This is a genomic window from Fodinicurvata fenggangensis DSM 21160, assembly GCF_000686045.1.
GTDB lineage: Bacteria > Pseudomonadota > Alphaproteobacteria > Kiloniellales > DSM-21159 > Fodinicurvata > Fodinicurvata fenggangensis.
The window spans coordinates 40,858-66,128 of sequence record NZ_JMLV01000006.1 but is presented as its reverse complement, the minus strand read 5'-3'; the positions used below and the strand labels follow the sequence as shown (position 1 = coordinate 66,128).

The following is a 25,271-nucleotide window of genomic DNA, read 5'->3' as shown; positions in this document are numbered from 1 at the left end:
ATGCTTTACAATCTCCTGGCCCCCTTTGCCGATGAATTCACGCTCTTCAACCTCTTTCGCTACCTGACCTTCCGCACGGGGGGTGCCCTCCTGACGGCCCTGTTCATCGCCTTTGTCCTGGGGCCCAGTGTGATCCGCTGGCTGAAGGCGCGTCAGCGTGATGGACAGCCGATCCGCGAGGACGGACCGGAGGGGCATCTGCTGACCAAGAAAGGCACGCCCACCATGGGGGGCGTTCTGATCCTGCTGGCGCTCAGCATCTCGACCCTGCTCTGGGCCGACCTCAGCAATCTCTATGTCTGGGTCGTTCTCTTCATAACCGTGGCCTTCGGCCTGATCGGCTTTGCCGACGATTACCTGAAACTCACACGTCGGAATCATCAGGGACTGCCAGGGCGCTACAAGCTGCTGGGCCAATTTGCCGTGGCTTTCGTGGCAGCCGTCGCGATCATGTTGATCGCGCGCCCGGAACTGGAGACCCATCTGGCCATCCCCTTTGTCAAAGGGGTTCTGCTCGACCTGGGGTTGTTCTTCATCGCGCTGGGCATGCTGGTCATGGTTGGGGCCTCCAATGCCGTCAACCTGACGGATGGCCTGGATGGCCTGGCCATTGTGCCGGTGATGATCGCGGCCTCCTGCTTCGCCTTCATCGCCTATCTGGTCGGCAACACGGTCTTTTCCGATTACCTGCAGATCCAGTACGTGCAGGGCACGGGAGAGCTGGCGGTCTTCTGCGGTGCGCTGGTCGGCGGCGGCCTGGGTTTCCTCTGGTACAACGCACCGCCTGCGATGGTTTTCATGGGGGACACCGGATCCCTGTCCTGCGGTGGTGCGCTTGGCGGTGTGGCCGTGATCACCAAGCACGAGCTTGTCCTGGCCATCATCGGCGGCCTGTTCGTGCTGGAGACCGTGTCGGTGATTGTCCAGGTGCTGTCCTACAAGTTGACGGGGCATCGTGTCTTCCGCATGGCCCCGCTGCACCATCACTTCGAGAAGAAGGGCTGGGCCGAGCCCACCATTGTCATTCGCTTCTGGATCATCGCCGTCGTTCTGGCGCTGATCGGCCTGTCTTCACTGAAGCTGAGGTGAGGTGTAGGCAATGATCGAACTCCCCTTCATGGAAGGCTGCACGGTAGCGGTTCTGGGACTTGGCAAGTCCGGGCGAACGGCTGCGCGTGCGCTCATGGCCAGTGGAGCAGAGGTCTGGGCCTGGGATGACAGTGAGGACGCGCGCAACAGGGCGGCGGATGCGAGTATTCCCCTGGTCGACCTGATACAGGCCGACTGGAACCAGCCTGTTTCCCTGATCCTCAGTCCGGGGATCCCCTATCATCATCCGGCGCCGCACCCGGTGGTCGCAAAGGCCCAGGCCGCAGGTGTCGAAGTGGTCGGGGATATCGAGCTGCTCGGGCGCATCCAGCCCGATGCCAACTACATCGGAATTACCGGAACCAACGGCAAGTCGACCACGACGGCCCTGATCGGTCACGTGCTGAACATGTCGCGGCGGCTGGTCTATACCGGTGGGAACCTGGGCCTGCCGGCGCTGGAATTCGATCCGGTCGGACGCGAGGGCTTTTATGTGCTGGAGATGTCCAGCTATCAACTGGACCTGACGCTTTCCATCACCTTCGATGTCGCTGTCCTGCTGAACATCAGTCCGGATCATCTGGACCGGCATGGTGGGCTTGACGGGTATATTGCTGCAAAGAAGCAGATCTTCAATCGCCAGACCAGCCATCGCACCGCAGTTGTCGGCGTGGATGACGCCATCAGCCGCGAGATATTCGATGAACTTAAGGCAGCCGGGAAGCAGCGCGTGATTCCGGTGTCCGGCCGGGGTTCCGTTGCCGGCGGCGTCTATGCAAGTGACGGCGTTCTGGTCGACGACAGCGAAGGCAAGCAGGTTCCGATCCTGCCCTTGAGCGAGCTGGAGCACCTGCCGGGTGAACATAACTGGCAGAATGCCGCCGCCGCCTATGCAGCCTGTCAGGCAGTGGGTGTGGATCCGGCCGTGATCATGGCCTGCATGCGCAGTTTTGCTGGTCTGCCGCATCGCCAGGAACTGGTGGCCGAACTTGATGGCGTGCGCTTCGTCAACGATTCCAAGGCCACCAACGCGGAAGCAGCCGGACGGGCCCTGTCGTGCTACGAACGGATCTACTGGATTGCCGGCGGGCGTGCCAAGGAAGGCGGCCTTGAGGGCCTGGAAGCCTTGTTCCCCCGCATCGTCCAGGCGTTCCTGATCGGTGAGGCGGCCGAGGACTTCGCCAAGGCGCTTGAAGGACAACTGTCCTTCGAGCACAGCGGCACACTGGAAACGGCTGTGCGGCAGGCTGCCCAGGCTGCGGCCGGGGACGACAAGGCGGTCGTTCTGTTATCACCCGCCTGTGCTTCCTTTGACCAGTTTGCCAATTTCGAGGCGCGTGGTGATGCCTTCCGCGCATTGGTCAAGTCCCTGAAAGAAAACAAGGCCACGGCCGGGCAGGTGTCGTCATGAGCCTGACCTTCAACCGCACGGATACCTCCCTGCTGGGCCGCTGGTGGTGGACAGTGGACCGATGGACACTGGTTTCGCTGCTCCTGCTCATGGGAATTGGCTGTGTCCTGATCATCACGGCCTCTCCATCGGTGGCCAACCGGATCGGGATGGACACCTTCGGCCTGGTCAAACGCCAGCTGGTCTGGCTGCCCATGGCGCTTGCAGTGCTTTTTATCGCCTCTCTCGCCACACCGCGTTGGGTCAGGCGGCTGTCGGTTGTTGCCATGGCGGGCAGTATCCTGCTGCTGATTCTGACGCTCATAATCGGAGCCGAGATCAAGGGGGCCACACGCTGGCTGAGTTTCGGCGGGCTTTCGGTCCAGCCGGCGGAGTTCGCCAAGCCCTTCTTCGCCGTGACGCTGGCCTGGATACTGGCCACCGGCAAGCAGGAAGACTTCCCCGGCATGATGGTGGCCACTGGCCTCTGGCTGCTTGTTTCAAGCCTGCTGGCCCTGCAACCCGATGTGGGTCAGACCGCGATCATCACGGGCATCTTCCTGGTCCAGCTGTTCCTGGCAGGTCTGCCGATGTTCTGGGTGGCCGGTCTCGCGGTGATGGTGATCTCGGCCTTCCTCGGTGCCTATTTCACCATGCCGCATGTGACCGAGCGGGTGAATGCCTTCCTGGATCCGGAAGCGGGGGATCGCTACCAGATCGGGCGCTCGCTGGAAGCCTTCATGAACGGTGGCCTTTGGGGTCAGGGCCCGGGCGAGGGCACCATCAAGCAGTACCTGCCCGATGCCCACGCCGATTTCATCTTTGCCGTTGCGGGTGAGGAGCTGGGGCTTTTCGCCTGCCTGATCATCGTCAGCCTGTTTGCCTTCATCGTACTGCGCGGATTTGCCCGCCTACTGCATGAGGAAAGCCTGTTCGTCCTGCTGGCGGCCACGGGCCTGCTGGTGCAGTTCGGCTTCCAGGCCCTGATCAACATGGGCTCCACCCTGCATCTGATGCCGACCAAGGGCATGACCCTGCCCTTCATTTCCTATGGCGGCTCTTCGCTGGTGGCCCTGGCATTGGGGATGGGGATGCTCCTGGCCCTGACGCGCCGGCGTGCCGGTGCGGAAAGCGAGGAGCCATGAGCATGCAACAGCAAGGCAAGCTCGTGGTCCTGGCCGCCGGTGGAACCGGGGGGCACATGTTCCCGGCCCGGGCCCTGGCAGAGGAACTGCTGCAGCGCGGTTGCCGCGTGGCCCTGGTCACCGACAAAAGAGGCGGCGGGTTTGGAGAGTCCTTGCCGCAAGTCGAGACGCATTTCATATCGGCAACCGCCATCCTGGGCGGCGGCCTTGTGCACAAGGCCAGGGGCGCCTTGAACCTGGCCTTGGGCTATCTGCAGGCCAGGCGCCTGCTGAGGCGCCTGAAACCTTCCGTAGCTGTCGGATTTGGTGGCTATGCCTCCGTGCCGACCATACTGGCCGCCTCTGCCGTGGGCAGCCGTGTTGTCCTGCACGAGCAGAACCAGGTTGTTGGGCGCGCAAACCGACTGCTGGCGCGCCGGGCCGATGCCATTGCCAGCTCCTTTCCGCAGCTCTCCGGACTGGAGGGGAGGGCCAGCGAGCGTGTCGTCCTGACCGGAAATCCCGTGCGTGCGGATATCGCCGAGGTTGGTGAGCAGGGCTATCGCTTGCCACGGGAGGGGGCGCCTTTCGACCTGCTGGTGACGGGGGGCAGCCAGGGCGCGCGCGTCTTCAACGAATTGATCCCTGCCGCTGTGGCGCAGTTGCCCCAGGCATTGCGTGAACGCCTTGAAGTGGTGCAGCAGGTGCGCGGCGATGAAACGAATGATGTCGCCACCCACTACAAGGAAAGTGGTGTGCGCTGTACCCTCCAGGGCTTCTTCCAGGACATGCCCGAGCGTCTGGCCGCCGCTCACCTGGTCGTCTGCCGCGCCGGCGCGTCCACGGTTACCGAACTGGCGGCGGCCGGTCGACCGGCCATTTACGTGCCCTATCCCTTTGCCGCTGACGATCATCAGACAGGCAATGCCAAGGCCATGGCCGAGGCTGGAGGCGGCTGGTTGATGCCGCAACCTGATCTGAGGGCCGAGCACCTGGCGGAGAAGCTGAACAGCCTGATGGAGGATCCCGGCTTGCTGGAAGAAGCGGCGCTTCACGCCCGTGAAGCTGCCGTCACGGGAGCAGCGGCCCGTTTGGCGGACCTGGTGTGCGAACAACAGCGTGACGAGAAGAGGGGGGAAGCCGCATGAGTGCCTTGCCCCTGGATATAGGCGTACTGCATTTCGTGGGAATCGGCGGAATCGGCATGAGCGGCATTGCCGAGATCCTGCACAACCTCGGTTACCAGGTGCAGGGGAGTGACATTGCCGAGAGCCCGAATGTCCGCCGTCTGCGCGAACTGGGCATTCCAGTTCACATCGGTCACGTCGAGGAGAACGTCGAGAAGGCGCAGGTGGTTGTCATCTCCTCGGCCGTGAAATCCGACAATCCCGAGGTTCAGGCGGCCCGCAGCCGGGCTCTTCCGGTCGTCCGTCGTGCCGAGATGCTGGGCGAGTTGATGCGGTTGAAGTCTTCCATTGCCGTGGCCGGCACCCATGGAAAAACCACGACCACCTCGATGGTGGCCGCGCTGCTGGACGCCGCCGGACTGGATCCCACGGTGGTCAATGGCGGCATCATCAATGCCTATGGCACCAACGCCCGTCTGGGGCAGGGCGACTGGATCGCCGTCGAGGCCGACGAGAGCGACGGGACCTTCGTGAAGCTGCCGGCGACCATCGCGCTGGTGACCAATATCGATCCCGAGCACATGGAGCATTATGGTTCGGTCGAGAACCTGCACCGTGCCTTCGAAAGCTTTGTGGAGAACATACCCTTCTATGGTTTTGCCGTCTGCTGCGTGGACCATCCGGCTGTCCAGTCGCTGATTGCGCGGATCGAGGACCGGCGTGTGGTGACCTATGGCTTCAGCACACAGGCCGACGTGCGCGGGGAGAACCTGCGCCTGTCTCCGGAGGGCTCCTACTTCGATGTGGTGGTCGTGGCCCGGGACGGCAGTGAGACAGACCGCATTGCCGATCTGTTCCTGCCCATGATGGGACAGCACAACGTGCAGAACGCCCTGGCCGTCGTGGCACTGGCCGTGCAGATGGGCATTGCCGAAAAGCAGCTGCGCGCCGGCTTGTCCGGTTTCGGCGGGGTGAAGCGCCGTTTCACGCGCACAGGCGAGGCCGGGGGCATCACGGTTATCGACGACTATGCCCATCATCCCGTTGAAATCAGCGCTGTCCTCAAGGCCGCGCGCCAGGCAACCCACGGCAAGGTCATCGCGGTCATGCAGCCTCACCGCTACAGCCGGTTGAAGGATCTGTTCGAGGATTTCTGCACCTGCTTCAACGAAGCTGACCATGTGGTTGTGGCCGATGTCTACGCCGCCGGAGAGGTGCCCCTGGAAGGCGCGGATCGGGATGCCCTCGTGGAAGGGCTGCGCGCGCATGGCCACCGGCATGTCACCCCACTGCCTGGCCAGGAGGTCCTGGCACGGACAGTGGCGGATCTGGCCGAACCCGGTGACCTGGTGGTGTGCATGGGGGCCGGCAGCATCACGAACTGGGCCCAGAGCCTGCCGCAGGAACTGGCCCGTGAATTGGAGGGGGGGCAATGAGCGAAGCTGCCTTCTCCAACAACCTTCTGGCCCGCTTACCGGCGGTGCGCGGGCGTTACAGCGAGAACGCCAAGCTGGCCAATGTCACCTGGTTCCGCGTGGGTGGCCCCGCGGAAGTATTGTTCAAGCCGGCCGATCGTGACGACCTGATCCATTTCCTTCAGGAAAAGCCGGCCGATGTGCCGGTCACGCTGCTGGGCGTCGGCTCGAACCTTCTGGTACGCGATGGGGGCCTGCCGGGTGTCGTCATCCGCCTGGGCCGCCTGTTTGCCTCGATCGAGGCGGAGGGCGATCGCCTGGTCTGCGGAGCCGGTGCACTGGACGTGAACATTGCCGAAATGGCCAAGCGCGAGAGCTTGAGCGGCCTGGAATTCCTCTGTGGCATACCCGGCACCCTGGGCGGTGCCCTGCGCATGAATGCGGGCGCCTATCAGCGCGAACTCAAGGATGTCCTGATTGGTGCTGAGGCCCTGACCGCCGAAGGGGAGGTCAAGGCCCTGGATCCCGAGAGCATGGGCCTCAGCTATCGTCATTCTTCGGTTCCGGAGGACTGGATCTTCACCGGCGCCGTGCTGCAGGGGCGGGCTGGCAATGCCGCTGATATCGAGCGCCGCATGGAGGAAATCCGTACGGCCCGTGGTGACAGCCAGCCGGTGCGCAGCCGCACCGGGGGCAGCACCTTCAAGAACCCGCCGGGTGAGAAGGCCTGGCAGTTGATCGAGCGGGCCGGCTGTCGCGGCTTGACCGTGGGCGGAGCCCAGGTCTCGGAGCAGCACTGCAATTTCCTGATCAATACAGGTGCCGCCACGGCCGCAGACCTGGAGAACCTGGGCGAAGAGGTTCGCCGGCGCGTGCAGGACGCCACCGGCATCACGCTGGAGTGGGAAATCCGGCGCATTGGCTTGCCGGCGGGGGGTGACTCATGACGCCGATGAAGATTCTCGTGCTCTATGGCGGCCCCTCGGTCGAACGGGACGTCTCCCTGGTCAGCGGACAGGCCTGCGCGGAAGCCCTGCGTGGCCTGGGCCATGAGGTCGAGCTGTTCGATTTCACGGGCGATGTTGCTGCCCTGGTCAGGGCCCTGGAGGCTCGGCCCGAGGTTGTCTTCAATGCGCTGCACGGACGTTATGGAGAGGACGGCTCCATACAGGGTCTGCTGGACCTGATGCAGGTTCCCTACACGCATTCGGGGCGCCTGGCATCGGCGCTCGCCATGGACAAGGCGGCCGCCAAGCGGGTCCTGGACTCTGTGGGCCTGCGCTGTCCGGGTGGATCGGTGATGGCACGGGAAACCGTCCTGGCTGGGGATCCGCTGCCGCGTCCCTATGTGGTCAAGCCGGTCTGCGAGGGCTCCTCGATGGGAGTGGTCATCGTCCAACCGGGCGACAACGACCTGCCTTTCACCCATGCCGACTGGCCTTTTGGCGAGGAAGTTCTGGTCGAGCCCTATATCCGGGGGCGCGAACTCACGGTATCGGTGATGGAAGACCATGCGCTGGCGGTCACGGAACTGCGGCCCCGGCAGGGTTTCTACGACTACACGGCGAAGTACACGGAAGGCAAAACCGAGCACATCCTGCCGGCGCCAGTCTCGAGCCGTGTGTATGAGGCTGCCATGGCCCAGGCCGTTGCTGCGCACCAGGCCCTGGGGTGCCGCGGCGTGAGCCGGGCCGATTTCCGTTACGACGATCAGCAGGAAAGCGAAACGGACACAGGCCTCTATCTTCTTGAGGTCAACACCCAGCCTGGGATGACGCCGCTCAGCCTGGTTCCGGAACAGGCGGCGCACCTGGGGATTCCCTTCAACGAACTCGTCCAGTGGATGGTGGAGCACGCATCATGCGACTGAAACGCGGTGCAGATGGAAAGCGCAAGGATGGCAAGCGGCGTGCACCGGCCGGTCGGCGGTTGCACGAGCGCCTGCCGCTGAATGGCCTTCGCCGCCACCTGCCGCGCCTGATCCTGATCGGGGTTCTGGGCGGTGTGGCCGGCTGGCTATGGCAGTCCGGAAGTCTGCAGCGCGCCGCTGAATGGACGGTGGCCAGCTATTACGGCACGACGGCGGAGTGGGGCCTGGCCGTCAACGAGGTGATGGTCGAGGGGCGCGAGAGGACGGAGCGTGAGCTTGTGCTCGAGCAGTTGGAGGTGCGTCGCGGCGCCCCGATCCTGGCTTTCAATCCGCAGGATGCGCGCCGTCGCCTGGAAGAACTGCCCTGGGTGGAACGGGCCGAGGTCGAGCGCCGCCTGCCCGATCACATCTTCATTCGCCTGCATGAACGTGAAGCCATGGCGCTGTGGCAGAAGGATCGAAAGCTGCAGCTGATCGACGGGCAGGGCCAGGTGATTTCCGGCGTGACCGCAAAGGGGCACAGCCACCTGCCTCTGGTGGTGGGCCCGGATGCCGCCGAACACGCCACGGAAATTCTTGGCGTCCTGCAGAGCGCGCCGGTGCTGGCGGAGCAGGTCGAGGCTCTGGTGCGTGTTTCCGAGCGGCGCTGGAACGTGAAACTGGAAAACGGCGTGGAGATCCAGCTTCCCGAAACGAATGCCGCGGAAGCCTGGCACCAGCTGGCCCGGGTCGAGCGCGAGCAGGGCCTGTTTGCCCGGGACGTCGAGATCGTGGACCTGCGCCTGCCAGACCGATTGATCATTCGCACGCTGAGTGGCGAGAGACCGCCTGGACCTCAGCAGGCCAAGGGGACCGACACATGAAGAAGGGGCTGAAGCGTAACCGGCATGGCATTCTGGCTGCCCTGGACGTGGGCAGCAGCAAGATCTGTTGCCTGATCGCGCGGATCGAGGAAGGACGCGGCGACAAGCCGCGCGGCCTCAAGGTCATCGGGATCGGCCAGCAGGTAAGTCGCGGGGTCAAGGCCGGTGCCGTCGTGGACATGGAGGCGGCCGAGGCCGCAATCCTGAACGCCGTCCATGCAGCCGAGCAGATGGCGGGAGAGACCATCGAGCAGGTGGTGGTCAACCTCTCCGGCGGTTATCCGGCCTCACGCTCCATCGGTGTCGAGGTTTCCATCGACGGTCATGAAGTCGGGGACATGGACCTGCGCCGGGCCCTGGAGCAAGGCCACCAGCTGGAAGGCGTACTGGGACAACCCGAGAAGGGAAGGCAGCTCATCCATTCCATTCCGGTGGGCTACACCATCGATGGCAGCCGCGGAATCCGCGACCCGCGCGGCATGTACGGAGAGCGGCTGGGCGTCAACATGCACATCGTCACTGCGGCCAGCGGCCCGGTGCGCAACCTGGCCACCTGCGTGCAGCGCTGCCACCTGGAGCCCGGCAATTTCGTCGTCTCGCCCTTTGCCTCCGGGCTGTCGAGCCTGGTCGAGGATGAGCGCGAATTGGGCGTGACCCTGATCGACCTGGGGGCCGGCACGACCTCCATGGCCGTTTTCCTGGAGGGCAACGTCATTCACACGGATGTCGTCCCCGTCGGCGGGCAGCACGTGACCAGCGATATTGCACGTGGCCTGTCCACCAGCCTCAGCCATGCCGAACGCCTGAAGACACTCTATGGGCATGCCATCGCCACCTCCGCCGACGAGCAGGAGATGATCGACGTGCCGCAGGTGGGTGAGGAAGACGACAATCACGTGCAGCAGGTGCCGCGCTCACTGCTGGTCGGAATCATGCAGCCGCGCCTTGAGGAAACATTCGAACTGGTGCGCTCACGGCTGGAGGCCAGTGGCTTCGACAAGCTGGGCGGCCGCCGTGTTGTGCTGACGGGCGGTGCGGCGCAGTTGCCCGGCATGGGCGACCTGGCGGCCCTGGTCCTGGACAAGCAGGTGCGGGTCGGTCGGCCCATTCATCTGAGCGGCCTTGCGGAATCGACAAGCGGCCCGGCCTATACGACGGCAGCGGGCCTGCTGAACTACGCGCTGGAAGCCGAAATGGCGCCGCGCCCCGATATCAAACCCCAGGCACCCGAGGCAGACGGCCTGATTGGCCGGGTCGGGAACTGGCTGAAGGAGCACTTCTGATGCGGATCCCGAAAATAGCAACGGAATCCGTATCAAAGGCACCACCGGCAGGTGCGGCCGGTGACTATCAACCTGCTAGATCGAGAAAATGCGGAGGCAGACATGAGTCTTAATCTAAGCGTACCGGAAACCCAAGAGGTTCTCCGTCCGCGGATCACCGTCATCGGTGTCGGCGGAGCCGGCGGCAATGCCGTCAACAACATGATTCGTTCCAACCTGGAAGGGGTCGAGTTCGTGATCGCGAACACCGACTCCCAGGCCATGCAGCAGTCGCTCTGCGAAGAGCGCATTCAGCTTGGCCGCAACATCACCAGTGGACTGGGCGCAGGCTCGCGTCCCGATGTGGGCCGGGCCGCGGCCGAGGAAGCCCTTGAGGAGGTCCTGACACACCTCGATGGGGCCAACATGGTCTTCATCACCGCCGGCATGGGCGGCGGAACCGGCACCGGGGCAGCCCCGGTCATTGCGCGTGCCGCGCGCGAGGCCGGCCTGCTGACCGTGGGCGTGGTGACCAAGCCCTTCCAGTTCGAGGGCATCCATCGCATGCGCATGGCCGAACAGGGCATCCAGGAACTCTCGCAGTACGTGGATACCCTGATCATCATTCCGAACCAGAACCTGTTCCGCATTGCCACGGAGAAGACGACCTTCGCCGATGCCTTCAAGATGGCAGACGATGTGCTCTACTCCGGTGTGCGGGGCGTGACCGACCTGATGGTCATGCCGGGCCTGATTAACCTGGACTTCGCCGACATCCGTGCTGTCATGACGGAGATGGGCAAGGCCATGATGGGCACCGGCGAGGCCGAAGGCGACAACCGCGCCATTGCGGCCGCCGAAGCGGCCATTTCCAATCCGCTGCTGGACGATGTGTCCATGTGCGGGGCACGCGGTGTGCTGATCAACATCACCGGTGGCGAGGACATGACCCTGTTCGAGGCCGACGAGGCCGCCAACCGGATTCGCGACGAGGTCGATCCCGAGGCGAACATCATTTTCGGCTCGACCTTCGATGAAAGTCTGAACGGTCGCATGCGGGTCTCGGTGGTGTCCACCGGTATCGAGATGGAGGCCGCCACCCAGCCGCGTCCGGGCAACCTCAGCCTGGTTTCTGGTCAGGGCAAGCCGGCCGCTGAAACGGCAGCCCGTAGCAGCGCTTCCCAGGGGGCTCCTGCGGCGGCTTCCGTTCGGCCGACAGGCAGCGGTGCGGCGACAGCTGCTGCCACTGCGACGGCCGCCGCTATGGCCTATGATGAACAGGCCGAGCAGGAAGAGCAGGTCCAGTTTTCCGCTGCGGCCGAAATGCAGCAGGAAGATCGGCAGGCTGCGCCAGCAGCCGAGGCCGAGTCCCAGGAGGACGAACTGCTGCTGTCCCGTGAGCAGGCCGTTTCGGATGAAACGGACCGGGTCGCTTCCGAAGGCGCAGGCGAGTCGCTTGCCGCCAATCCGGCTGAAGAGGAGATGGCTCCTTCTGCCGAGGACAGCTTCACCATGCCGGAGCCGATGCGTCCACGTACACGGCGTCTGCCCGAAGCTGCTCCCGGGCAGCAGGCCTCTGCTTTCGAAGCAGCCGAGATGGCCAATGCCAGCAAGCAGGGCCGTCCCGGTGTACAGGGCCGCAACATGGATGACGAGCAGGGCGAAACGCCCATGCGCAATAAGGCCTACAGCCTGCTTGGCCGCCTGACCGGCGGTGGCAAGGCCCGTCAGAGCCGTGGCGAAGAGGAAAGCCACGGCCGTGGCAATGCGCCGGCTCAGCCGCGTGTCGAGCCGTCGCTGGGGCGTGGTCCATCGCGCCCGGCTGCCGAGGAGAAGCCGGCACAGCAGCCTTCCTTCAGTGGCATGGAGCCCAAGGAGCACGCCTCTGCCAGCAAGGAGGACGAGGAACTCCTGGATATACCGGCGTTCCTGCGCCGCCAGGCCAACTGAAGACCTGACCGATTCTGTCTCCGCACCCGCCCGCTGTCCTGCAGGACAGCGGGCAGCGGGGGACAATCTGCTGGTTGAGGCGGATTATTTGGCGCGGCCCGCTTGAGGTGTAACGGGCTTAATCCTATAGTCTGGCGTCCATTTTCGCTGGAGGCCGATCCGGGTATGAAGCGCCGCGACACAAAATCACTCAGAAACACCTTCGTGCTGCCCTGCGTGGCGGCGTCTTTCCTGCTGGTGGCAGCCTGCTCCTCATCCTCGGATGAGGAGACATATGTCGAGCGTCCGGCCGAAGATTTCTACAGTATGGGGCTCAACGCCCTCTCTGATAACAATTACGACGCTGCCGTTCGCAACTTCGACGAAGTCGAACGCCAGCATCCCTATTCCTCCTGGGCCCCGCGCGCGCAGCTGATGGCTGCCTACGCGCATTACCGGGAGCAGGATTACGATGATGCCATCCTGGCGCTGGATCGCTTCATCCAGCTCAATCCGGGCCATCCCAACATCGATTATGCCTATTACATGAAGGCGATCTGCTATTACGAGCAGATTTCCGATGTGGAACGCGACCAGAGCATGACGCGACAGGCGATGGAATCCCTGGAAACCGTGATCAATCGCTTCCCCGATTCGGCCTATGCCCGGGACGCGGAATTGAAGCATGACCTGGCCGTGGATCACCTGGCCGGCAAGCACATGTCCATCGGCCGCTATTACCTGCGCCGCGGAGAGTACCTGGCTGCGATCAATCGCTTCCAGACCGTGGTCCGCGACTACCAGACCACCTCGCACGTACCTGAGGCCCTGCACCGTCTCGTGGAATCCTATCTGGCCCTTGGGGTCTACGACGAGGCCCAGTCGACAGCGGCTGTGCTGGGCTACAACTATCCGGGCAGCGAATGGTACATCGATTCCTATGCACTGCTGACCGGAGAGGACCTTCGTCCCGAGCGTCGTGAAGGCTCCTGGATCTCGGGTGTATGGGACTCCGTGTTCTGACGAGCCATGCTCGTTGGTCTTTCGATCCGCAATGTGGTCCTGATCGACCGACTGGACCTGGCGTTTGAAGAGGGGCTGAGTGTCTTGACCGGCGAGACGGGCGCCGGAAAGTCCATCCTGCTCGATGCGCTGGGGTTGAGCCTGGGTATGCGGGCCGAATCCGGCCTGGTTCGCCAGGGCAGTGACCAGGCGTCGGTGACCGCCAGTTTCGAGATTTCCGAAGCGCATCCCGTCGTTCCCCTGCTGGCAGAGCAGGACATGCCGCTGGAGGAGGACATCCTGGTCCTCCGGCGAACGGTCAATCCGGAGGGACGCAGCCGGGCCTATATCAACGACCAGCCGGTTTCCGTGTCGTTGCTGCGGTCTGTCGGCGAAGTGATGGTGGAAATCGAGGGTCAGTTCGCCCAGCACGGCTTGATGGATGCCGCAACGCATCGGGGACTCCTGGATTCCTATGGCAACCTGGAAAGCCAGGCGCAGCAGGTATCCGAATTGTGGCGCAAGTGGCAGGACCTGCGCCGGGAGTTGGAGCAGGCGCGCGAAAGCCTGGAGCAGGCCCGGCGTGACGAGGAGTACCTGAGGCATGCGCTGGAAGAACTCGAGGCCCTGGATCCACAACCCGGTGAGGACGAGAAGCTCGGCGAACAGCGCCAATTCATGATGAACTCGGGCAAGCTGCTGGAAGCCTTGAATGGAGCTGCGGCCGAACTGGAAGGCGATGGCGGCGGGGCTGAACGCGCCCTGGCCAATGCACAGCGTCAACTGGAGAAGGTGGCCGACAAGGCTGATGGACGGCTGAACCAGGTCCTGGCCGCCCTGGAGCGTGCTGCGGCGGAACTGGCCGATGCCGAGGCGGAGTTGAGCTCGGTCACGGCCGACCTGGACCTGGAGCCCGAGCGCCTCGAGGAGGTCGAGTCACGCTATTTCGCGCTCAAGGACATGGCGCGCAAGCATGGTTGCCAGCCGGATGACTTGCCGGACCTGCGCGCGCGTTTCGCTGAACAGCTGGCCGGCATAGATGGTGGGAACGAACGCCTGGCAGCTCTGGACGAGCAGGTGCGTGCAGCCCAGAAAGCCTATCGCGATGCCGCCGCAGATTTGATGGAGCGGAGGACGAAATCGGCGAAGCTTCTCTCGGAAGCTGTCAATTGCGAATTGCCCCCACTGCGCCTGGAGAAGGCGCAGTTTGTCTGCCAGGTCACCGAGTTGGCCGAAGAGTCCTGGGGTGCCCAGGGAATGGAGCGCATACAGTTCGAGGTGTCGACCAATCCGGGTGCCAAGCCGGGCGCCCTGAACAAGATTGCTTCGGGCGGTGAACTCGCGCGATTCCTGTTGGCGCTGAAGGTGGTGTTGGCGCAGGCATCGCCGGTTGAATGCCTGATTTTCGATGAGGTCGACAGCGGTGTTGGTGGAGCCACGGCCGATGCCATCGGCGAGCGTCTGGCCAGGCTTGCGGAAGCCCGGCAACTGCTCGTGATTACGCACAGCCCGCAAGTGGCAGCGCGTGGGCGCCATCACTGGCGTGTCACCAAGGATGGCGATGACAGCAGTGTGCTGACACGCGTCAGCCGCCTGGATATGGAAAGCCGCCGCGAAGAGGTGGCGCGCATGCTTTCGGGAGCGCAGGTCACGCAGGAAGCACGGGCCGCCGCACAGCGGCTGATGGGGGAATGATGGGCGCGGAAAGCAAGGAAGTTGGCGAGCTGACTCGCGAGGACGCTGCCCGGGAACTTGAGCGTCTGGCCGCGGAGATCGCGCGTCATGACAGGCTTTACTACCAGCAGGATGAACCGGAAATCGACGACGCCAGCTATGATTCCCTGCGCCAGCGCAACGCAGACATCGAAGCGCGTTTCCCGGACCTGGTGCGGGATGACAGCCCCTCCGTGCAGGTGGGGGCCGCCCCGGCGGCCGGTTTCGGCAAGGTTCGCCACAGTGTGCCGATGCTATCGCTGGGCAACGTGTTCGCGGAACAGGAGTTGCGTGATTTCGTTGCGCGGGTACGGCGCTTCCTGGGGCTTGGCGAGAATGACCAAGTGGATTTCGTGGCCGAGCCCAAGATCGATGGCCTGTCCATTACCTTGCGCTATGAAAAAGGGCATTTCGTGCAGGGCGCGACCCGTGGGGACGGGCGTGAAGGTGAGGATGTCACGGCCAACCTGAAGACACTGCAGGATATTCCCCGCAAGCTTGCCGCCCCCGTTCCGGATGTGATCGAGGTGCGCGGCGAGGTCTACATGACCAAATCGGCCTTTGCGGCGTTGAATCAGCGGCAAGACGAAAAGGGCGGCAAGCTTTTCGCGAATCCGCGTAATGCCGCTGCCGGGTCATTGCGTCAGCTTGATACGAAGATCACTGCGGAACGCCCCCTGAAATTCTTTGCCTATTCCTGGGGGGAGTTGAGCGAAGACATCGCGGAGACCCACTGGGCCTTCCTGGAAAGGCTGAAGGGCTGGGATTTCTCGGTAAACCCCCTGGCACGCCTCTGCTCGAGCGCGGACGCTCTCATGGAATTGTACCATGAGGTGGAAGCCCAGCGTGCGGAACTGGACTATGACATCGACGGAGTCGTCTACAAGGTTAACCGCATCGACCTGCAGCAGCGCCTGGGCTACGTCAGCCGGGCGCCCCGCTGGGCGGTGGCACACAAGTTTCCGGCCGAGAAGGCCCAGACGCTCCTCAAGCGGATCGATATCCAGGTCGGACGCACCGGCGCCCTGACGCCCGTTGCAATCCTGGAGCCGGTGAATGTGGGTGGCGTGCTGGTTTCGCGCGCGACCCTGCACAACGAGGATGAAATCCAGCGCAAGGACGTGCGGGTGGGGGACACCGTCGTCCTCCAGCGTGCGGGCGACGTCATCCCACAGGTCCTGGAGTACATACCCGAGAAGCGACCTGCGGACAGCAAGCCCTATGTCTTTCCGGAAAACTGCCCGGAATGCGGATCTCAGGCGATCCGGGAACTCGATGAAGCGGTCCGGCGCTGCACGGGGGGACTGATCTGCCCGGCGCAGGCCGTGGAGCGCCTGCGCCACTTCGTCAGCCGTGATGCCTTCGATATCGAGGGTCTGGGCGAAAAGCAGGTCCGGTTCTTCTGGGACAAGGGCTGGGTGAAGACACCGGGCGACATCTTCCGGCTGCAACGCGATCACGGATCCGACAGCCTGGAAGCCCTGAGCCGCCAGCCCGGATGGGGGCGGCAATCCGCACAGAACCTCTTCGAGGCCATAGAGGCGCGGCGGCGCATCGAGCTGGACCGTTTCCTGTTTGCGCTGGGGATTCGGCGGATCGGTCAGACCACGGCCCGTTTGCTGGCACGCAGTTACGGCAATTGGGCGGACCTGCAGCAGTCGATGGAGGCGGCCCGGGATCGCGAGTCTTCCGCCTATGCTGACCTGCTGGCCATTGACGGTATCGGTGAAGCCGTGGCCGAGGACCTGATCGGCTTCTTCGGTGAGGTGCACAATCGTGAACTGCTGGATGACCTGCTGTCAGAGGTCGAGGTTGAAACCTATGAAGCGCCGGAAGGCGCGGATTCGGAACTGTCGGGCAAGACACTGGTCTTCACGGGAACGCTGGAGAGCATGACCCGAAGCGAGGCCAAGGCACGTGCCGAGGCGCTGGGAGCCAAGGTGGCGGGCTCCGTTTCGTCCAAGACGGATTACGTGGTGGCGGGAGCCGACGCCGGCTCGAAAGCCCGCAAGGCCCAGGACCTGGGTGTCGAACTGCTCAGCGAGGCCGACTGGCGCCGTCTGGCCGGCCTGGATTAGGCGGCAGGCCGACCTGCGCCAGATCTAGTCCGTCCGTGAAATCTTGCGCGCGCCATAGGCCGTCAAGGCAATGGCAAGCCCCGAGAACAGTAGGTTGATCCCGACAAAGAGGCCAAGAATCCAGAGACCACTGCCGGGCAATCCGCTGACAATCAGCAGGCCCAGCACAATGTCGAGGATCGCACTGAAGAAGATCCAGCCCCAGCTTCCGGTGATCGTCCGGCGGTAATGCGGCACGGAGATCAGCTTGGCGATGCCAATGGCCAGAAGATAGGCCGCCAGTATCATGGTCAGGGTCACGGCTCCGGCCACGGGGTCCCAAAGCAGGGCAATACCTGCCAGCAGGAAGATAATTGCGCCCAGCAGGTTCCACCAGAATCCCGGGCTTGCCTTGCCGCTGCGGATTACGGAGACCAATCCAATCAGGCCGCTACCCAGCAGCAGCCAGCCAATCATGAGTTCAACCGCAATGGTGGCAATTCCCGGCGCAATGATGGCAAATGCGCCCAACAGGATCAGGACAATGCCGTAGATCATGAACCAGGTGCTGTACTTGCGTAGTTTCTCTGTATCCATGGAAAAACCGGCGGGCATGATCTTTCCTCCGCATAAGGTGTAATGCTGTTATTCTTACGCCAATTCCGTGCGCCTGTCGCGCATGGATTTACGCGTTCCCTGCACTTTGTGTTCCTGTCTAGAGCTGTGACTCCACAGGCAGGAAGCCAAGTATGGCTGCCGCTATTCTACGCCAGATACCAGCCTCGGGCGGACGCTGCCATGTCCTGTCCGTTCCCTGCAGGTTGTCTATCCAGGCAACCTTGCCGTCTTCCAGGACCAGGTGATAGCTGTTCGTGAAGTCGCACTGTTCCGCAAAGATGTCCTGTACGTCCTCGGCTAGACCGACATGGCGAAAGAGTACACCCATCTCGGTGTTGAGCGAGACGGAACGCGGATCAAAGTTGAAGGACCCGATGAAACCGGCTTCTCCATCGACGGTAAAGGCCTTGGTATGCAGGCGGGCACTCCTGGAACCGAACAGCGATATATTGCGCCCCCCGAGCTTTGGGCGCAGTTCGTACAACTTTATTCCGGCCTGCAGCATTGCCTTGCGGTAGTTGGAATAGGCGCCATAGACCGCGGCCACGTCCGTGGCGGCCAGGGAATTCGTCAGGATCGATATGTCCACCCCTTCCCGGGCCATGCTTGTCAGTCGTTTCACGCCGGCTTCGCCAGGAATGAAATAGGGGGATGTGATCTGGAGCTCCCGTTCCGCCGCTATCATCATCGGAAGGATCGCCCGGGACAGCCAGCTTTCCTGTCCACGGCCTGATGCCTTCTCGGGAGGATCGGAAACCACCGAGATCTCTTTCGACCAATAGAGTCTCTGACGTTTCGAAAGCATTCTTTCAGCGTTGCGTTCCTGGCTGACACGCTGAAGATAGGGTTGTGCCGCTTCGTTATCACACAGGGCCTCAAGCCGCGTTCTCAGCTTGTCCAGGGCATCTGCGGGCGCACGGGACAGCGAAGCGATCGGCAGAACCTGGCCACTGTTCCAGAAGCTGTCGAAGATCGCCTCGGTTTCCTGGACACCCTGTCCAATCATCAGGAGGTCCATGTCCCTGAAATTGATTCCGGTCGAGGCATCGAAATAGGCATCGCCTATGTTCCGTCCGCCCACAATGGCAAGCCGCCCATCGGCGATCCAGGCCTTGTTGTGCATGCGCCGCGTGGTGCTGAAGATTCGCAGCAGCATCTCAAGGCCGCGATGAAAGGTGTTGGCGCGGGCGCGACTGGGGTTGAACAGACGGATCTCTACGTTGGGGTGGAGGTCCAATGCCATGTGAATCGCGTCATGGCCCCGCGTGTTGATGTCATCAATTAGCAGGCGTACGCGTACGCCTCGGTCTGCCGCGCCCAGAAGCTCGCGTGCCAGCAGGCCGCCTGTCAGGTCGTTGCGCCAGTAGTAATACTGCATGTCGAGGCTGCGGCCGGCTGACTGTGCAGCGTGGGCCCGTGCAGCAAAGGCTTGCAGGTTTCCCTGCATCATCATGAGCCCTGACTGATCCGGATGATCGTCTAGTCTCGGTGCTATGTTGCGGTCCAGATCGGTCTCATCTTCACGAACCGGGAGGGCTTGCGAAGCTGGGCCACGTGCCAGTTCTGCGAAACGGCCGTAGGAATAGACGGCCAGGGACGAGGCTGCGAGGAAAGCCAGGAAAAGGCCGGCAAGAAACAACAAGATGTCCAGGGGTATGAAGAGAAAGTCCATCTGCCGGAAATTGCCTTTGCGTGGCTTTGCATCCTGCGATCGATCGAGTCGCCAGATTGTCCTACTTTATGGTAACCAAGTCTTGCAATGGCCATATCCTGGGCAAGGGGTGACCACAGCCAGCATGCAGGACTACGGATTGAGCCAACCAGGACAGAAGTGACGATGGTGAAGCCGCATACCATGCGCCGTGTCAGGGATACGGCCATGGACAGTTTCAGGAACATGACACCGGAAGTGGCCTCGAACCTGCTTTCGAAACGGCGCAGCTATCACGCCTCGGAAAATGGCGCCCGTGACGACGGACCTCTGATCGCGTCCTACAACATCCACAAGTGCGTTGGCCTTGATGGTCAGTTCGATCCGGACCGCATCATGGAGGTGATTCTCGAGATCGATCCGGACGTCATTGCCCTCCAGGAAGTCGACCAGCGATTCGGCAAGCGCAATGGCTTGCTGGATCCCGACAAACTGGAAAGGCAAACGGGGCTTGTTCCCGTTGTTTCCTCCCTGTCGGGGCGCAGCCTCGGCTGGCACGGCAACGTCGTGCTGGCACGCAAGGACGTGTCGGCAACAGCACAAAGGCTGTTGCTGCCCGGTGTTGAACCGCGCGGGGCCCTGGTCGTTGACCTCGATCTGGCAACAGGGCCGCTGCGTGTCATTGCTGCGCACCTGGGCTTGTTGCGCCGCTGTCGGGCACTTCAGGCCAGGATTCTCCTGGAGGCAGCAGAACCGGAGGATGATCGACCCGTCGTTCTGTTGGGAGATCTGAATGAATGGCGCCTGGGGCCGCGTTCCGCGCTCAGGGAACTTGAGCCAAGGTTCGGTCCCCTGGAGGCGGCCATGCCCAGCTTCCCGTCCAGTTATCCGCTTTGGGCCCTTGATCGCGTGCTGGCCAGCCCGCAGTCCCTGATTGTCAGCCTGGAGGTACACGACACGGCTTTGGCGCGACAGGCATCGGATCACTTGCCCCTTAAAGCCAGGATGCTGCCGTCCGATTGTCTTGAACCGCTGCTGGATGAGGAAAGTCTGACCTCGGTCGCCTGAAGCCATCAGATCCGGTGGTGCAGGGCAAATAGTTCCGGTCAGGCCACGCGGCTGGGGAACTTGATGTCATCGTCGAAAACGGCGCCCTCACGCTGCCATCCACGCGTAACAGCGCCTTTCAGTTCCACTTCACAGAGAATTGCATCCCGCAGGTCGGTTCCGATCAGGCGCGCGTGATAGTTTTCCAGGACACCCATGTCATTGTGGGGCGCCGGCGCATCCATGATGCGTGCGGCTGTCAGGTCGGCTCCGCGCAGGACAGCATGGCTCAGGTTCGCACCGGCCAGGCAGGCGTGACGCAGGGAGGCGGCCGTCATGTCGGCACCGCTCAGGTCCGTCAGCACCAGCATGGCGTGGTTGAGTACGACCCCTTGAAGATTCGAGCCTCTCAGGATTGCTCCGCTGAGATTGATACCGGTCAGGTCGCAGCGGGAGAGGTCCACACCTTCAAGCAACGCGCGCTCCCCGCGCTTGCCTCCGCTGTCGACCCAGCGCCCATGTGCCTGTATGGCGGTGATCATGGCGGCCAGGTCACTCGAGATGCGCCGTGCCTGCGTGACCTGCTTTCTTTGCTGGCATGTCAGGTTTGCGCCCTCAAGCGATGTGCCGATCATGAGGCTGCCTTCCAGAACCGCTTCGGAAAAGTCCGCATTCTGCAGTTGGGCTCCGCTCAGGTCGCTGCGGCGCAACCGGGCGCTTTTTAGATTGGCGTTGCAGAGATTGGCATTGCGAAGGTTGCAGTCGCTAAGTTCGCTGCCTTCCAGATCGGCCTGTTGCAGGTTGGCGGCGGCCAGGTTGCTCTTGGTCAGGATTGCGCCGGTGAGCTGCGCGTTCTCTAGGTTGGCGCGGACCAGGTTTGCCTGGCGCATGTCCGTGCGCATTTGCGCGGAGGAGGAAGCCGTGTCCCAGCCTTCCAGAGACTGCAGGTTCGCGGCATTGAGATGGCTGCCCGTCAGCCGGCTGCCCGAAAGCACCGCGCCACAAAGGCGGGCACCGCTCAAACGGGCGCCTGTCAGGTCCGCATTGGACAGATCGCATCTGGTAAGGTCGGCATCGGTCAGGTCGCATCCGGTCAGCCGCGCCCCCTTCAGGTTGGCACCCGCCAGTTGGGCATGACTGAGGCGGCTGCCGCCAAGGTCCAGCCCTGATAGATCCATAGAGCTTAGGTCGGCCCGCCTGCCGCCGGGATGACCGGTCAACCAGCGCTCGTGGCTGGTACAGACCCTGATCAGTTCCACAGCTGACAGCGGCCTACCTGGCGCTGCTGACATCGTCAACTCCGAGTTTGCTTCACTCATGCGGCTACCTGCACAACATCGCCATTATTCTTCACGGTTTATTACCGGCTCGTTAAATCTAGAATTGCATCTATCCGTGGCGGAAATGGGACGCAGAAAAGGGTGTATCCAGGCTATTTCGTGGTAGCTGCAGTTTCGGGTCGTCAGCCGCCAACCGGCTATTGCTTGACGCCGTGGCGGCCTGCGGGGCAGTCTCAATATCGTCACGGCTGTTTCGCAGCGTGCAATCTCAATTCACAGCCTCGTTTCCTGATGTTCTCTTCGCGCATATCACCGCTTTCCGACCGGGACGATCGATTCCAGGAGATTCGCCGCGAGCGGGTGTCGGAGCGGGTGGCCCAGGAACTGACCCGGCTGATTGCCAACGGCAAGCTGGCACCGGGTGAGCGCCTTCCGGGCGAGCGACAGTTGGCCGACATGCTGGGGGTCAGCCGCGTTTCCGTGCGGGCGGCCCTGCAGGAGTTAAAGGCGCGGGGGTTTTTGTCTGCCGTCCAAGGGGGCGGGACCCGGGTTGTCGGCATGGCGGAGGAACTGGATTCCGGCCTGATCAGCCTGCTGCGGGCCGATCAACGCAATCTGAATGACCTGGCCGAGATGCGCGCCAATCTGGAAGTCTGGGCGGCGCGCCGCGCGGCGCGAAACGCCAGTGAGAACCAGGTTTGCGAGATCGAGGAGGCCTATCGCAGCATGGCTGATGCCAGCCGCGCTCCGCGTCACAAGGCGGAGGACGACCTGCGATTCCACTTGGCCATTGCCCAGGCCAGCGGCAGCGCGGTTTATCTCCACCTGATGTCGGTTCTGGGGAACACGCTTGAGAAGATGTTTTCCTTTCATCGCTACGCGCTTTATGCGACGCCCGAGGACGACGCGCGTTTTCTCGATCATCACCGCCGCATAGCCGAGGCCATTCGTGCGCGCGATGAGGATGCGGCGGCCGGGGCCATGGCCGAACACCTGGACAGTATTCTCAGGCGCTACCGTCAGGCTTCGGATGAAGACGAGGCCCAAGATCAGAAAGCCCTGGGTCAATAGCCCTGCCGGCATGTGGCCGGCCGGAACATGCCTGACAGAGGGGAGCGACCGGAAAAACAATGACCTTTCGTGAAAGCCGGAGCTTTCTCCAATCCCTGTTCCAGGCGGCCGTGTCCGCCGCCGATCCGCTACAGGTCCTGCCACCCGCGCTTCCCGAGCGGCCCAGCAGCGGCCGTTGCGTCGTGGTCGGGGCCGGCAAGGCGGCGGCTTCCATGGCGCAGGCACTTGAGAAAGCCTGGGGTGAGGATCTGGAAGGCATTGTGATCACCCGTTACGACCACGGTGCAGCCTGCCGTTCCATAGAAGTGATCGAGGCGGCCCATCCAGTGCCCGACGAAGTTGGGCAGCAGGCAGCCCGGCGTATCCTGGAACTGGCGGAAAGCCTGGAAGACGGCGATACACTGGTGTGCCTGATATCTGGCGGGGGGTCGGCCCTGCTGTCCCTGCCGGCAAAGGGAATCAGTCTTGAGGACAAGCGTTCGGTCAACAAGGCGCTGTTGCGGTGTGGAGCGGACATCGCGGAAATCAACTGCGTTCGCAAGCATCTCTCCGCCATCAAGGGTGGGCGTCTGGCCGCGGCTGCCGCGCCGGCGAAGGTGCTGACCTTTGCAATCTCGGATGTGCCAGGCGATGAGCCGGGTGTTATCGCTTCGGGGCCGACCGTGGCGGATTCAACGACCTATGGCGAAGCCCTTGCTATCCTGAAAAAGTACAGAATCGAGACCCCCAATGCTGTGCGCCGCCGTTTCGAGGAAGCCGAAGCGGAGACGCCCAAGCCCGGCGATCCCAGACTGGAGAGCGCAAGCTTCCACATGATCGCAACCCCTCAAGATGCCTTGGAGGCTGCGGCTGACCAGGCGCGGGAGGCTGGAAAAACACCGCTTATCCTTGGCAATGCGATCGAGGGCGAGGCACGCGAGCTGGGGCGCGTGATGGCCGGCATTGCGCGGCAGGTGCAAGGACATGGCCAGCCCGCTGCTGCGCCCTGCGTTCTGCTGTCGGGAGGAGAGACCACCGTGACCGTCCGAGGGCAGGGGCGCGGAGGGCGCAATCTGGAGTTCCTGCTGTCCATGATGATCGATCTGCAGGGGCAGCCCGGAGTCCTGGCATTGGCCTGCGATACGGATGGCCTGGACGGGACGGAAGACAATGCCGGCGCCCTGTTCGATCCCGACAGTTTGCGGCGCGCGAAGGAAGCGGGTTTGACTCCGAGCCAGTTGCTGGAAGACAACGACGCCTATTGGTGTTTTGCGACCCTGGACGATTTGATCATGACCGGGCCGACTCTTACCAATGTGAATGACTTCAGGGCGGTTCTTATACTTCCGGAAGGGAAGACGAGAGAATGAGACGAGCACGTAATGCCAAGATTGTTGCCACATTGGGGCCGGCCAGTTCGGGCCCGGATGTCATCCGCAAGCTGTTCGATGCCGGTGCGGACGTCTTTCGCCTGAATTTCAGTCATGGCGAGCCCGAAGATCATCGAGCGCGTTATCAGACACTCCGCAACCTCGAGACGGACAGCGGGCGTCCGATTGCCATCCTGCAGGACCTTCAGGGCCCCAAGTTGCGCGTCGGGCGTTTCCAGGAGGGCGAGACCCGGCTGGAGCGTGGGCAATCCTTCCGCCTTGACCTTGATCCTTCTCCTGGAGACGGCACGCGTGTCAACCTGCCCCACCCCGAGATATTCAAGGCTCTGGAGGATGAGGCCATCATCCTGCTGGACGACGGTAAGTTGCGCTTGCAGGTCAAGAAGACGGGGCAGGAATTTGCCGAAACCGAGGTCGTGACCGGAGGGATCCTGAGCGAGCGCAAGGGTGTGAATGTGCCGGGTGTCGTGATGCCCCTCTCGCCCCTGACAGAGAAGGATCGCACCGACCTGGATTTCGGCATGGAACTGGGTGTGGACTGGGTGGCGCTGTCCTTCGTGCAGCGTCCCGAGGATGTGGCCGAACTGCGCCGACTGGTACAGGGACGCGCCGCCGTGATGTCCAAGATCGAGAAGCCGGCCGCCCTCAACTGCCTGGACGAACTGGTCGAGCTGTCCGACGGCATCATGGTGGCGCGTGGCGACCTGGGTGTCGAACTGGCGCCGGAGGATGTCCCCGGGCGCCAGAAGGAGATCATCCGGGCCTGTCGCCTGGCTGGAAAGCCCGTGGTCGTGGCGACCCAGATGCTGGACTCCATGGTCGATTCGCCGGCCCCGACCCGGGCCGAGGCCTCCGACGTGGCTACGGCCATCTATGACGGGTCGGATGCCGTGATGCTTTCAGCGGAATCCGCGGCAGGGCACTATCCGGTGGAGTCCGTGGAGATGATGGATCGCATCATCAAGCATACGGAACAGCATTCCACCTACCGGCCGATTATCGAGGCGCTGCATCCGGAGACCGAGCCCAATGCTGCGGATGCCATTTCCTCGGCTGCGGCGCAGGTGGCACAGACCATTTCGGCCGCGGCCATCGTGACCTATACGACCAGTGGCTCCACGGCCTTGCGTGCGGCACGCCGCCGGCCCACCGCACCGCTGCTGCTGCTGACCTCGCGACGCGAGACAGCCCGTCGCCTGGTAATGCTGTGGGGCGCTCACTCCGTGCACACGGCGGATGTCCGCAATTTCCAGGAAATGGTGAAGAAGGCGACCCGCATGGCCGTGCAGGAGGGCTTCGCCAAACAGGGCGACAAGCTGGTGGTCACTGCCGGCGTGCCCTTCGGGACCCCCGGGGCCACGAACGTGCTGCGTATCGCCTGGGTGGACTAGCC

General features: G+C 63.0%; 20 protein-coding genes. 17 read left to right on the top strand and 3 right to left on the bottom strand.

What is annotated here, in order from left to right; translation table 11 throughout:
- The 13 genes from mraY (at position 1) to ligA (ending at position 16,862) form a co-directional block, all read left to right on the top strand.
- Entirely contained in the window at positions 1-1,089 is a 1,089-nt protein-coding gene (mraY, locus tag BP38_RS0110025; RefSeq protein WP_026987616.1) for a phospho-N-acetylmuramoyl-pentapeptide-transferase, read from the top strand.
- 10 nt (positions 1,090-1,099) lie between these two features.
- The gene (gene murD, locus BP38_RS0110020) at positions 1,100-2,500 is read left to right on the top strand and encodes a UDP-N-acetylmuramoyl-L-alanine--D-glutamate ligase (protein ID WP_026987615.1); all 1,401 of its coding nucleotides are present in this window, start codon (positions 1,100-1,102) and stop codon (positions 2,498-2,500) included.
- The gene (ftsW, locus tag BP38_RS0110015) at positions 2,497-3,624 is read left to right on the top strand and encodes a putative lipid II flippase FtsW (RefSeq protein ID WP_026987614.1); all 1,128 of its coding nucleotides are present in this window, start codon (positions 2,497-2,499) and stop codon (positions 3,622-3,624) included. The genes murD and ftsW overlap by 4 nt, the downstream gene beginning before the upstream one ends.
- The gene (gene murG, locus BP38_RS20060; RefSeq protein ID WP_051609207.1) at positions 3,621-4,751 is read left to right on the top strand and encodes an undecaprenyldiphospho-muramoylpentapeptide beta-N-acetylglucosaminyltransferase; all 1,131 of its coding nucleotides are present in this window, start codon (positions 3,621-3,623) and stop codon (positions 4,749-4,751) included. The genes ftsW and murG overlap by 4 nt, the downstream gene beginning before the upstream one ends.
- Entirely contained in the window at positions 4,748-6,166 is a 1,419-nt protein-coding gene (gene murC / locus BP38_RS0110005; RefSeq protein ID WP_026987613.1) for a UDP-N-acetylmuramate--L-alanine ligase, read from the top strand. Before murG ends, murC begins: the two co-directional genes overlap by 4 nt.
- On the top strand, positions 6,163-7,092 hold the full coding sequence (gene murB / locus BP38_RS0110000) for a UDP-N-acetylmuramate dehydrogenase (protein ID WP_026987612.1): 930 nt from the start codon (positions 6,163-6,165) through the stop codon (positions 7,090-7,092). The genes murC and murB overlap by 4 nt, the downstream gene beginning before the upstream one ends.
- Positions 7,089-8,015, top strand: a complete 927-nt coding sequence (locus BP38_RS0109995; RefSeq protein ID WP_026987611.1) for a D-alanine--D-alanine ligase — start codon at positions 7,089-7,091, stop codon at positions 8,013-8,015. Before murB ends, BP38_RS0109995 begins: the two co-directional genes overlap by 4 nt.
- Positions 8,006-8,878, top strand: coding sequence for a cell division protein FtsQ/DivIB (locus BP38_RS20055; protein ID WP_051609206.1), 873 nt, complete (start codon positions 8,006-8,008; stop codon positions 8,876-8,878). The genes BP38_RS0109995 and BP38_RS20055 overlap by 10 nt, the downstream gene beginning before the upstream one ends.
- On the top strand, positions 8,875-10,161 hold the full coding sequence (ftsA, locus tag BP38_RS0109985; protein ID WP_026987610.1) for a cell division protein FtsA: 1,287 nt from the start codon (positions 8,875-8,877) through the stop codon (positions 10,159-10,161). The genes BP38_RS20055 and ftsA overlap by 4 nt, the downstream gene beginning before the upstream one ends.
- 102 nt (positions 10,162-10,263) lie before the next feature.
- Positions 10,264-12,090, top strand: a complete 1,827-nt coding sequence (ftsZ, locus tag BP38_RS0109980; protein ID WP_026987609.1) for a cell division protein FtsZ — start codon at positions 10,264-10,266, stop codon at positions 12,088-12,090.
- Between the two features lie 165 nt (positions 12,091-12,255).
- Positions 12,256-13,092: an outer membrane protein assembly factor BamD gene (locus BP38_RS20050; protein ID WP_051609205.1), complete on the top strand. Its 837-nt coding sequence runs from the start codon at positions 12,256-12,258 to the stop codon at positions 13,090-13,092.
- A 6-nt stretch (positions 13,093-13,098) separates the two neighbouring features.
- Positions 13,099-14,766 (top strand): DNA repair protein RecN, encoded by a 1,668-nt coding sequence (recN, locus tag BP38_RS0109970; protein ID WP_026987608.1) that lies wholly within the window; start codon positions 13,099-13,101, stop codon positions 14,764-14,766.
- Positions 14,766-16,862, top strand: coding sequence for an NAD-dependent DNA ligase LigA (gene ligA, locus BP38_RS0109965; RefSeq protein ID WP_035724689.1), 2,097 nt, complete (start codon positions 14,766-14,768; stop codon positions 16,860-16,862). Before recN ends, ligA begins: the two co-directional genes overlap by 1 nt.
- Before the next feature lie 24 nt (positions 16,863-16,886).
- Here ligA and BP38_RS0109960 read toward each other — a convergent pair whose 3' ends face one another.
- Positions 16,887-17,456, bottom strand: a complete 570-nt coding sequence (locus tag BP38_RS0109960; RefSeq protein ID WP_026987606.1) for an HdeD family acid-resistance protein — start codon at positions 17,454-17,456, stop codon at positions 16,887-16,889.
- 100 nt (positions 17,457-17,556) lie between these two features.
- Entirely contained in the window at positions 17,557-19,131 is a 1,575-nt protein-coding gene (locus tag BP38_RS0109955; RefSeq protein ID WP_035724616.1) for a phospholipase D family protein, read from the bottom strand.
- 165 nt (positions 19,132-19,296) lie between these two features.
- Here BP38_RS0109955 and BP38_RS20045 point away from each other — a divergent pair, with 165 nt between their 5' ends.
- A complete protein-coding gene (locus BP38_RS20045) occupies positions 19,297-20,178 on the top strand; it encodes an endonuclease/exonuclease/phosphatase family protein (RefSeq protein ID WP_245602381.1) in 882 nt (293 codons plus the stop codon).
- A 38-nt stretch (positions 20,179-20,216) separates the two neighbouring features.
- Here BP38_RS20045 and BP38_RS21775 read toward each other — a convergent pair whose 3' ends face one another.
- Positions 20,217-21,476, bottom strand: coding sequence for a pentapeptide repeat-containing protein (locus tag BP38_RS21775; RefSeq protein ID WP_081816586.1), 1,260 nt, complete (start codon positions 21,474-21,476; stop codon positions 20,217-20,219).
- A gap of 252 nt (positions 21,477-21,728) precedes the next feature.
- On the opposite strand from BP38_RS21775, the gene BP38_RS0109940 reads away from it, so the two are divergent.
- The 3 genes from BP38_RS0109940 to pyk are packed head-to-tail and all read left to right on the top strand — an operon-like array spanning position 21,729 to position 25,269.
- Positions 21,729-22,508 carry a FadR/GntR family transcriptional regulator gene (locus tag BP38_RS0109940; RefSeq protein ID WP_081816585.1) on the top strand — a complete coding sequence of 260 codons (780 nt, stop codon included), beginning with the start codon at positions 21,729-21,731 and terminating at the stop codon, positions 22,506-22,508.
- A gap of 59 nt (positions 22,509-22,567) precedes the next feature.
- Positions 22,568-23,857 (top strand): glycerate kinase type-2 family protein, encoded by a 1,290-nt coding sequence (locus BP38_RS0109935; protein ID WP_026987603.1) that lies wholly within the window; start codon positions 22,568-22,570, stop codon positions 23,855-23,857.
- Positions 23,854-25,269: a pyruvate kinase gene (pyk, locus tag BP38_RS0109930; RefSeq protein ID WP_026987602.1), complete on the top strand. Its 1,416-nt coding sequence runs from the start codon at positions 23,854-23,856 to the stop codon at positions 25,267-25,269. The genes BP38_RS0109935 and pyk overlap by 4 nt, the downstream gene beginning before the upstream one ends.
- Positions 25,270-25,271: the final 2 nt, after the last annotated feature.

What these genes read in the sequence shown, in the direction of transcription:
- BP38_RS21775 (WP_081816586.1), bottom strand. Translation starts at nt 21,476, where the DNA reads ATGAGTGAAGCAAACTCGGAGTTGACGATGTCAGCAGCGCCAGGTAGG.
- BP38_RS20055 (WP_051609206.1), top strand. Translation starts at nt 8,006, where the DNA reads ATGCGACTGAAACGCGGTGCAGATGGAAAGCGCAAGGATGGCAAGCGG.
- BP38_RS0109960 (WP_026987606.1), bottom strand. Translation starts at nt 17,456, where the DNA reads ATGCCCGCCGGTTTTTCCATGGATACAGAGAAACTACGCAAGTACAGC.
- BP38_RS20045 (WP_245602381.1), top strand. Translation starts at nt 19,297, where the DNA reads ATGGTGAAGCCGCATACCATGCGCCGTGTCAGGGATACGGCCATGGAC.
- murG (WP_051609207.1), top strand. Translation starts at nt 3,621, where the DNA reads ATGAGCATGCAACAGCAAGGCAAGCTCGTGGTCCTGGCCGCCGGTGGA.
- pyk (WP_026987602.1), top strand. Translation starts at nt 23,854, where the DNA reads ATGAGACGAGCACGTAATGCCAAGATTGTTGCCACATTGGGGCCGGCC.
- murB (WP_026987612.1), top strand. Translation starts at nt 6,163, where the DNA reads ATGAGCGAAGCTGCCTTCTCCAACAACCTTCTGGCCCGCTTACCGGCG.
- ftsW (WP_026987614.1), top strand. Translation starts at nt 2,497, where the DNA reads ATGAGCCTGACCTTCAACCGCACGGATACCTCCCTGCTGGGCCGCTGG.
- ftsZ (WP_026987609.1), top strand. Translation starts at nt 10,264, where the DNA reads ATGAGTCTTAATCTAAGCGTACCGGAAACCCAAGAGGTTCTCCGTCCG.
- murD (WP_026987615.1), top strand. Translation starts at nt 1,100, where the DNA reads ATGATCGAACTCCCCTTCATGGAAGGCTGCACGGTAGCGGTTCTGGGA.
- mraY (WP_026987616.1), top strand. Translation starts at nt 1, where the DNA reads ATGCTTTACAATCTCCTGGCCCCCTTTGCCGATGAATTCACGCTCTTC.
- BP38_RS0109940 (WP_081816585.1), top strand. Translation starts at nt 21,729, where the DNA reads ATGTTCTCTTCGCGCATATCACCGCTTTCCGACCGGGACGATCGATTC.
- BP38_RS0109935 (WP_026987603.1), top strand. Translation starts at nt 22,568, where the DNA reads ATGACCTTTCGTGAAAGCCGGAGCTTTCTCCAATCCCTGTTCCAGGCG.
- ligA (WP_035724689.1), top strand. Translation starts at nt 14,766, where the DNA reads ATGGGCGCGGAAAGCAAGGAAGTTGGCGAGCTGACTCGCGAGGACGCT.
- BP38_RS0109995 (WP_026987611.1), top strand. Translation starts at nt 7,089, where the DNA reads ATGACGCCGATGAAGATTCTCGTGCTCTATGGCGGCCCCTCGGTCGAA.
- BP38_RS20050 (WP_051609205.1), top strand. Translation starts at nt 12,256, where the DNA reads ATGAAGCGCCGCGACACAAAATCACTCAGAAACACCTTCGTGCTGCCC.
- recN (WP_026987608.1), top strand. Translation starts at nt 13,099, where the DNA reads ATGCTCGTTGGTCTTTCGATCCGCAATGTGGTCCTGATCGACCGACTG.
- BP38_RS0109955 (WP_035724616.1), bottom strand. Translation starts at nt 19,131, where the DNA reads ATGGACTTTCTCTTCATACCCCTGGACATCTTGTTGTTTCTTGCCGGC.
- murC (WP_026987613.1), top strand. Translation starts at nt 4,748, where the DNA reads ATGAGTGCCTTGCCCCTGGATATAGGCGTACTGCATTTCGTGGGAATC.
- ftsA (WP_026987610.1), top strand. Translation starts at nt 8,875, where the DNA reads ATGAAGAAGGGGCTGAAGCGTAACCGGCATGGCATTCTGGCTGCCCTG.